Consider the following 6037-nt stretch of genomic DNA (forward strand, 5'->3'; position numbering starts at 1 on the left):
ATCAAGGGAGGGAGTGCCTATCAATTTTCATGACAGGCGCAATTTGTTGTTAGCTAAAGCGGGAGACGTTATCTGCGTAATCAGCTGCAACGATAACAATATTGTTCAGCGTTCCTGATGCGGTATTATTCGCCCCCAGGTAAGCTAGAGACTGGTTTGACGCATACGTCCCGCCAATCACCAGCAGCTGGTTATTATACAAAACAGTGGTATCGCCAATGTCCGACGTCGGCAGTTTAAACCACATACGTACCAGTTGTTTTGTACAAGTTGTCGGAATAATAAACGACTCCGGCAGCGTGATTTTGCTCCCGTTGTGCTCGTTGACTCGAATTCCACCGCCGTCGTAGAGCATAGCCAGGTTCGGATATCGCCGTAATAATCCGTAATGCTCCGGTTGAACTGCTTTGTCACCTTAACCAGTGCGTTTGTGTAGTCACGTTCAATGCCGTAGGGGTGAAGCCATACCTTAGCCATCATCCTCCTCCGGATAAACGTAACCGCCGCGGGCTTTCAGTGTCGCAACGCCTTCATCATTGCTGACCCAGCCAAGCTGAGAGTACCTCTCGTCTGCCTGAGCCCACTGATTCGCCGTTTCCGCACGCTCTTTATCAGAAGGCACAGAGAGCGGGTTGAATTTGATTGTCCAGGTGGCGTCGGTTGTGAGGTAGCTCACCGCTTTCTCTATTGCCGGGCGGGCCTCATCTTTTTGCTTCCGTCCGATCAGCTGTTTCCACGACTCGGGAACTGTGGTTTTATCAGCCCCCTGACCCGTTGGCGTTTTAGTGAACAGAATCTGCTCATCAATCCCCGTCAGCGCGGAAATCCTTAGTTGCTTTCTGTCCTGCAAGTCAGTGACGCCGGATAAGTCACCATTGAGCAATTCGTACTTTTCTGTTCTGGCGTCAACACCGATCGTATTGCCAATACTGCGGGTCATGTCGACCATATTAAGTCGCGCTTGCACCGCTTCCCTTCCCTCGCCATCACTGCACAATTCCGCAAGGTCTGCCGCAGACCACACCCCCTGCTGTTTACGCTCAAGGAGGCTTGTCGCATGCTTATGGCTCATGCCAAAATCGGTTAGTGCATCATAAATGCCCTGCAGGCATGACGCTCCCCAACCCTGATTTTGATGCCGGATCTGATTAGGCAGGCGCTCACCATCAAAAATATGGCAACGTGAGGCGTGAACATAATATGGAGTACCTGATATCGGGCTGATCTGATACTGAATGACTTCGCCATACGTCCGGCTTTCCGGGTTAACGTCACGTAAAAAAGGTTGCACCTGATAACGGTCATAGACGCGCACAAACTCAAGTTCTCCATGCCCAATCTCAGATGTGAGATCGCCACCGTCATTAACACCAAAAAGAATAAGAGAGCCGCCGTATAGCCGAGACCATGCTACTGCGTCGGTAAAATGCTGGGTAAGGTTTAGCTCGTCCCAGCGAGACATGATTTTCGGCTGATCGCTCGCGCCCTCTACGCTGAAACCTGCGCGAAACATCTCATCTGCGACGATGTCGACGATACGCCGACCAAGACCGTCACCGATATAGATATTGTCTAACGTTGCCCTGTTCAGCAGGTGAGAGAAGCGTATTTTGCTGTATGCAGATCGATCGCCTCCCGTACCAATGTTCATGAAAACGTTCTGGTAACTGTCCAGCCGCTTTTCAATTTTCTTTTGTTGTCGGTTGCTGCGCTTAGCCATTGCCTCACCTTAACTGGAGAGGGCTTTCAGTCTCTCCAGAGCATTAGAAGATGGCGCAAAGGCCATGATTAACGAATCGGCCATGTTTGGCGAAGGTATGCCTCGCTTCTTCATGTCCTTTTTGCTCTCAACCTTAACCCTGCCGTTAATGGGCGTGTTTCTACCTGTATCGGGCCGCCGTTTTTGCCTACAAGCTCATTAGTTATCTTGTCGCCGTACTTTTTAGGATTCATTCTGGCGAGCGCCCATTTGCGCGTGTCGATACGCAGACGGGCTTTAGCAACTGCCGCCGATTCTTCGACCGCATCATCGGCAATTTCGAATAGCTCTTCGAAAACGGCATCGGCTCGGGCCTCGACCGCCTTTGCGTACTTGTCTCGAAACTCTTCATGTTCGGCAAGCCAACGGAATACTGTAGCCTTTCCCGGCATGCCTGGTCGTTTGCAAACTTTGACCAGGCTTTCACCATTGGCAAGCAGAGCGCAAATGTCATCCGCCACCTCTGGTAAGTAATCAGAAGGGCGGCCAGTTTTCTTTTTGGTCGCCATTTTTAGAATTTCCTGCTGTTGAGTGAGTATCCGGCCCGTGGCGGGTATTAATATCATCACTATTTTATCGAGCCTTCTCAGTGGAAAGCTCTGTAAAACATACTCAGCTTCTTCTACCCTCGCGCTGAATGGCGAGCTATGAGCGCAAATCCGCTATGTCAGGCGGCAAATCGCGGTATGCATCGTTATTGATTATCCCCACACACTCACGCAGAGGAGTGCCCCGTCGGGCTGCGGTCATGGTTAATGTGGGGATGCTGCGACGATACGGCGCTTGGTGGTGTTCAGGATTTGGCTTCGACTTTTGCTTGCCAGCCCACTGCTTGGCGATATACAGACAGTCATCAAATATCTTGCCCTTCCTGCTGGCTTGTGAGCATCGTCGGTAGTGGTCAATCGCCATATCTGCACCGGTCATTGCAGCGTTCTGGTCGTAGCCGAGCTTTATCGGCTCGGCAGTTACATTTTTATGAATGAAGTCCTGTGGCGTCATGCTGGCTCACCTCCTGCAAAATCACCCATGTCAGGGATGGAGAATTGCGTCAGTTGTAACGCCAGCTTTGTGGCTTCTTTAATCTTTTTGATGTCGCGCTTGCGTTGCGACATCAGTCCGCTGCCTTTCTGCCCGCGATGCTCAAATGACATGCGATCGAAAGCAGCAATCTGATTATGAATCTGCTGGCCGGTCATTTGTATTAACCCGTTAACATCGAGAGTGCCGACGATTGCCCCGGATTCTTTATCAGCCAGATCCAACAACCACACTCTCAGGTCTTTCGCTACTTTTGTACGAGCGAACATGCCAACGAGGTGCGCGCCTCTTGGAGAGAAAACTCTGATTTTTGTATGCTGTATCTCATTGTTTTCTTTACAAGTCCTCACTTTGAGGATGACAGACATACTATCCGTGAACTCGTCTTTTCTACGGTTGTAGATGTTTGCCACTTTCTTGCTGTCGGCGTAATCCAGTAATTCAGCGAGTTGTTCACTGGTAAACCAGATCTTTCCATCACCATTATCAAAGGGAACGACCTGGTGATCTTTGAACGTCAGTTGAGTGTTCATGGCGTTTTACCTTATAAAAATAAGCCTCGTTGCCCAGAAACACCGCCCGCAAAGAAGCCGCCGCTTATAACGGTGATTCTCCGAAGCTTATTTCTGTAAGGCTTTGCGTGAATGCGCCGGGCATGGCGCGGATATTTACTACATAAAAAAGCCAGCGGTTAAGCTGGCTCTGTTATTTCAGGCACTGCGTGCGGATGTAGTCCTGCAGGACGCTCAGGGCTGTTTGGTCACTGATGATTCCGGACCGGATACCGAGAACGTTTCGTCCAGCAACTGCAGAGAGTTCGACGGTGGCATCATCGCCCATGCTGGCGGCGCCGGTGGCTTGAGCTGCGGCTGACACTGGACACTTGCCTTTGACGAGCACCCGGCCACCATTATCAAGCTTGCGCTGCAGAGCATCATTTTCAGCTTTTGCATCGGCTAATTCCTTCGTGTACTTTGCATCAAGCGCAGCGACGTCACGCTGACGGGTCTGCATGTCGGTGATGGTGGCGTTAGCCAGGTTGCGCTGCTCAGTCGCTTTATCACGCTGCTCTTTGAACTCGGTAGCGTTGTCATGGTAGTGATTAGCCAGCCACCCAAGGCAGACAATCAGGCAGATAACCACTGCGCTGATAATGGCGGTTAAGCGGCTCATGACTAACCAGCGAGATCGACGGCACGAACAAACGTATCGAAGCTGTACGGCTGGCTCCCGTTCTCATGCTTAATGATGGCCTGCAACAGTTTCATCATGAACCGGCTGTCGCTGGTGTCGATGCGCTGCTCGGGGGTGACGCCCGTCGCCTGAGCCACGCTGTTGATATACGCCTGCGTGTTGTTCTCGTTCGGCGGAGCCCAGCGTTTGATATCTGCTCTGATCGCTCGGTTGCCGCCGGGCGATTTTTGTTTTGTGAGAACCGCGGCGACTTCCTTCGCCAGCCGTGCGATATCGTCATCAACGACCCCCCACTCCAGCACCGCAAGCAGCATTGAAATCTTCGGAAACCATGAAACCTTCCATCGGCTTACCTGTGATTCGTCAACTCCGATCGCCTTAGCGACATTGCGACCGCCGATGATGGATACCTGACTGAGAAGCCATGATTCAATCTGGCGAGCGTTGGCTTTATTGCGTTTGATTGTGTTTTCCATAAGTGATAATTCCTTGGTGTTGAAAAATAGTTAGTTATGGCTATGCCTGAGGCATGCCAATAGATTTGTTTTGGTGTTTTTGGATTCGCTTTTACAGCGACGTAGGACGAGCGTCCGTTGTGGGGTTGTTACTTATGCTGCTGCCAGCTCAGGCCAGATTTTTTCCCAGTCATCAGGGCGCAGATCTTTACGGCTAACCTCGCGATTCGTTACGGCTTCGATTTCTACGCAACGAGTTGGGGAGATAGCGGTTTTCCCAGATGCCATCTGAGATAGATAGGAGCTTGAAATGCCAAGAGATGCAGCCAACTCTTTAACTTTTCCACGCTCCAGGCTGTCGATGTAGGTTTTAAGTTCCATGCATTCACCTCGGTTGTATGAGGTGAGTTTATTAAACACTAAACACGACGTCAAGTATTTGCTTATTTAGTTTTTGCTAATCATCATGTGCGTATGGACATAAAAGAGACTAGGCGTAAGCGCCTGCAGGAATGGTTTGAGAATCGAACCCTGCCCGCAAAAGATAAAAGCTATATATCGCAGATCATCACCGGAAAGAGTTCTCTTGGTGAGAAAGGTGCTGCGAGGCTGGAAAGGGAATACGGCATGCCCGTAGGGTACTTATCGGGTGAGGAAAGCAAAGAACATAGCAATGTCTCAAATTTCCAGCCGTACACTAAAGGGGCTAGATACCCGGTCCTGAGCAATGTCCAAGCTGGCGCGTGGGCAGAAGCTATTGAGCCGTACACGCTGAAAGACATAGATTTATGGTTGGAGTCTGACGCGCACATTCAAGGCGCCGCATTTTGGCTATTGGTGGATGGAGATTCAATGACATCTCCCGCAGGGCTGAGTATTCCTGAAGGTACTTATGTACTTTTTGACACAGGCAGAGAAGCCATTAACGGCAGCCTGGTGATTGCCAAGCTTTCCGATTCAAACGAAGCAACGTTCAAGAAATTAGTGATTGATGGCGGTCGCAGATACCTGAAGGGGCTTAACCCTCAGTGGCCTATTACAAACATTAACGGAAATTGCAGGATTATCGGCGTAGCAGTGGAAACCAAGTTAAGGCTTGTTTAGTGGCCTGACGAGGTGTTTGGTTAACAAGGAGTCAATATGGCATTCAACGACCTTGAGTATCACGCCGTAAACAAAGAGGTAAGACAGTTTGTTGACAGCATAAGACCGACTGCACACGTGAGAAAAGAGCTGGATATCGTCTATAGCATCAACGACCAGACTATCGAAATCGGCGAGCAGAGACCGATATGGAACGGCGAGCCAGGAGAAACTAACATTCTCCCTTCTGTGCGCATCAAATACTTCAGGACTCAACGCCAGTGGAAGCTGTACTGGATGCGCAAGGATATGCGCTGGCATCTTTACGACACAGCAGAAACGCTTACCGAGGCTCTGGAGGTCGTGCGCGTCGATCCAGATTGCTGCTTCTTTGGGTGATGAGATGATGAGGTGTTTGGGTGATGAAGTTCCATGGCTCACATCCTTTTTACAATCATCCAAAAAACAAATAGCCATGCTGCGTTGGTAAGTGAAATAGCCAATG

At 50.2% G+C, this 6037-nt stretch carries 10 protein-coding genes and 1 pseudogene; 2 read left to right on the forward strand and 9 right to left on the reverse strand.

What is annotated here, in order from left to right; genetic code table 11:
* Window positions 1-49: 49 nt before the first annotated feature.
* From ACI2JR_RS27755 to ACI2JR_RS27795, 9 genes and pseudogenes are all read right to left on the reverse strand, one after another.
* Window positions 50-355: a hypothetical protein gene (locus tag ACI2JR_RS27755; protein WP_462480045.1), complete on the reverse strand. Its 306-nt coding sequence runs from the start codon at window positions 353-355 to the stop codon at window positions 50-52.
* Window positions 356-469: 114 nt separating this feature from the next.
* Window positions 470-1720, reverse strand: a complete 1251-nt coding sequence (locus ACI2JR_RS27760) for a DUF1073 domain-containing protein (RefSeq protein ID WP_462480046.1) — start codon at window positions 1718-1720, stop codon at window positions 470-472.
* A gap of 9 nt (window positions 1721-1729) precedes the next feature.
* A pseudogene (locus ACI2JR_RS27765) lies at window positions 1730-1867 on the reverse strand (PBSX family phage terminase large subunit); the annotation flags it as partial.
* A complete protein-coding gene (locus tag ACI2JR_RS27770; RefSeq protein ID WP_462480047.1) occupies window positions 1831-2268 on the reverse strand; it encodes a ubiquitin carboxyl-hydrolase in 438 nt (145 codons plus the stop codon). The pseudogene ACI2JR_RS27765 and the gene ACI2JR_RS27770, both read right to left, overlap by 37 nt.
* 136 nt (window positions 2269-2404) lie before the next feature.
* Entirely contained in the window at window positions 2405-2761 is a 357-nt protein-coding gene (locus ACI2JR_RS27775) for a hypothetical protein (protein WP_462480048.1), read from the reverse strand.
* Window positions 2758-3333 carry a hypothetical protein gene (locus tag ACI2JR_RS27780; RefSeq protein WP_462480049.1) on the reverse strand — a complete coding sequence of 192 codons (576 nt, stop codon included), beginning with the start codon at window positions 3331-3333 and terminating at the stop codon, window positions 2758-2760. The genes ACI2JR_RS27775 and ACI2JR_RS27780 overlap by 4 nt, the downstream gene beginning before the upstream one ends.
* Before the next feature lie 172 nt (window positions 3334-3505).
* The gene (locus ACI2JR_RS27785; protein WP_462480050.1) at window positions 3506-3973 is read right to left on the reverse strand and encodes a lysis protein; all 468 of its coding nucleotides are present in this window, start codon (window positions 3971-3973) and stop codon (window positions 3506-3508) included.
* 2 nt (window positions 3974-3975) lie between these two features.
* On the reverse strand, window positions 3976-4470 hold the full coding sequence (locus ACI2JR_RS27790) for a CII family transcriptional regulator (RefSeq protein WP_462480051.1): 495 nt from the start codon (window positions 4468-4470) through the stop codon (window positions 3976-3978).
* A 132-nt stretch (window positions 4471-4602) separates the two neighbouring features.
* On the reverse strand, window positions 4603-4830 hold the full coding sequence (locus ACI2JR_RS27795) for a transcriptional regulator (protein ID WP_462480052.1): 228 nt from the start codon (window positions 4828-4830) through the stop codon (window positions 4603-4605).
* A 93-nt stretch (window positions 4831-4923) separates the two neighbouring features.
* On the opposite strand from ACI2JR_RS27795, the gene ACI2JR_RS27800 reads away from it, so the two are divergent.
* Both ACI2JR_RS27800 and ACI2JR_RS27805 read left to right on the forward strand, forming a co-directional pair.
* Window positions 4924-5553 (forward strand): LexA family protein, encoded by a 630-nt coding sequence (locus tag ACI2JR_RS27800; RefSeq protein ID WP_462480053.1) that lies wholly within the window; start codon window positions 4924-4926, stop codon window positions 5551-5553.
* Window positions 5554-5589: 36 nt separating this feature from the next.
* Entirely contained in the window at window positions 5590-5931 is a 342-nt protein-coding gene (locus ACI2JR_RS27805; RefSeq protein ID WP_462480054.1) for a DUF3024 domain-containing protein, read from the forward strand.
* Window positions 5932-6037 lie beyond the last annotated feature (106 nt).

It is taken from the genome of Klebsiella sp. NPDC088457 (assembly GCF_044900465.1).
Classification (GTDB): domain Bacteria; phylum Pseudomonadota; class Gammaproteobacteria; order Enterobacterales; family Enterobacteriaceae; genus Klebsiella.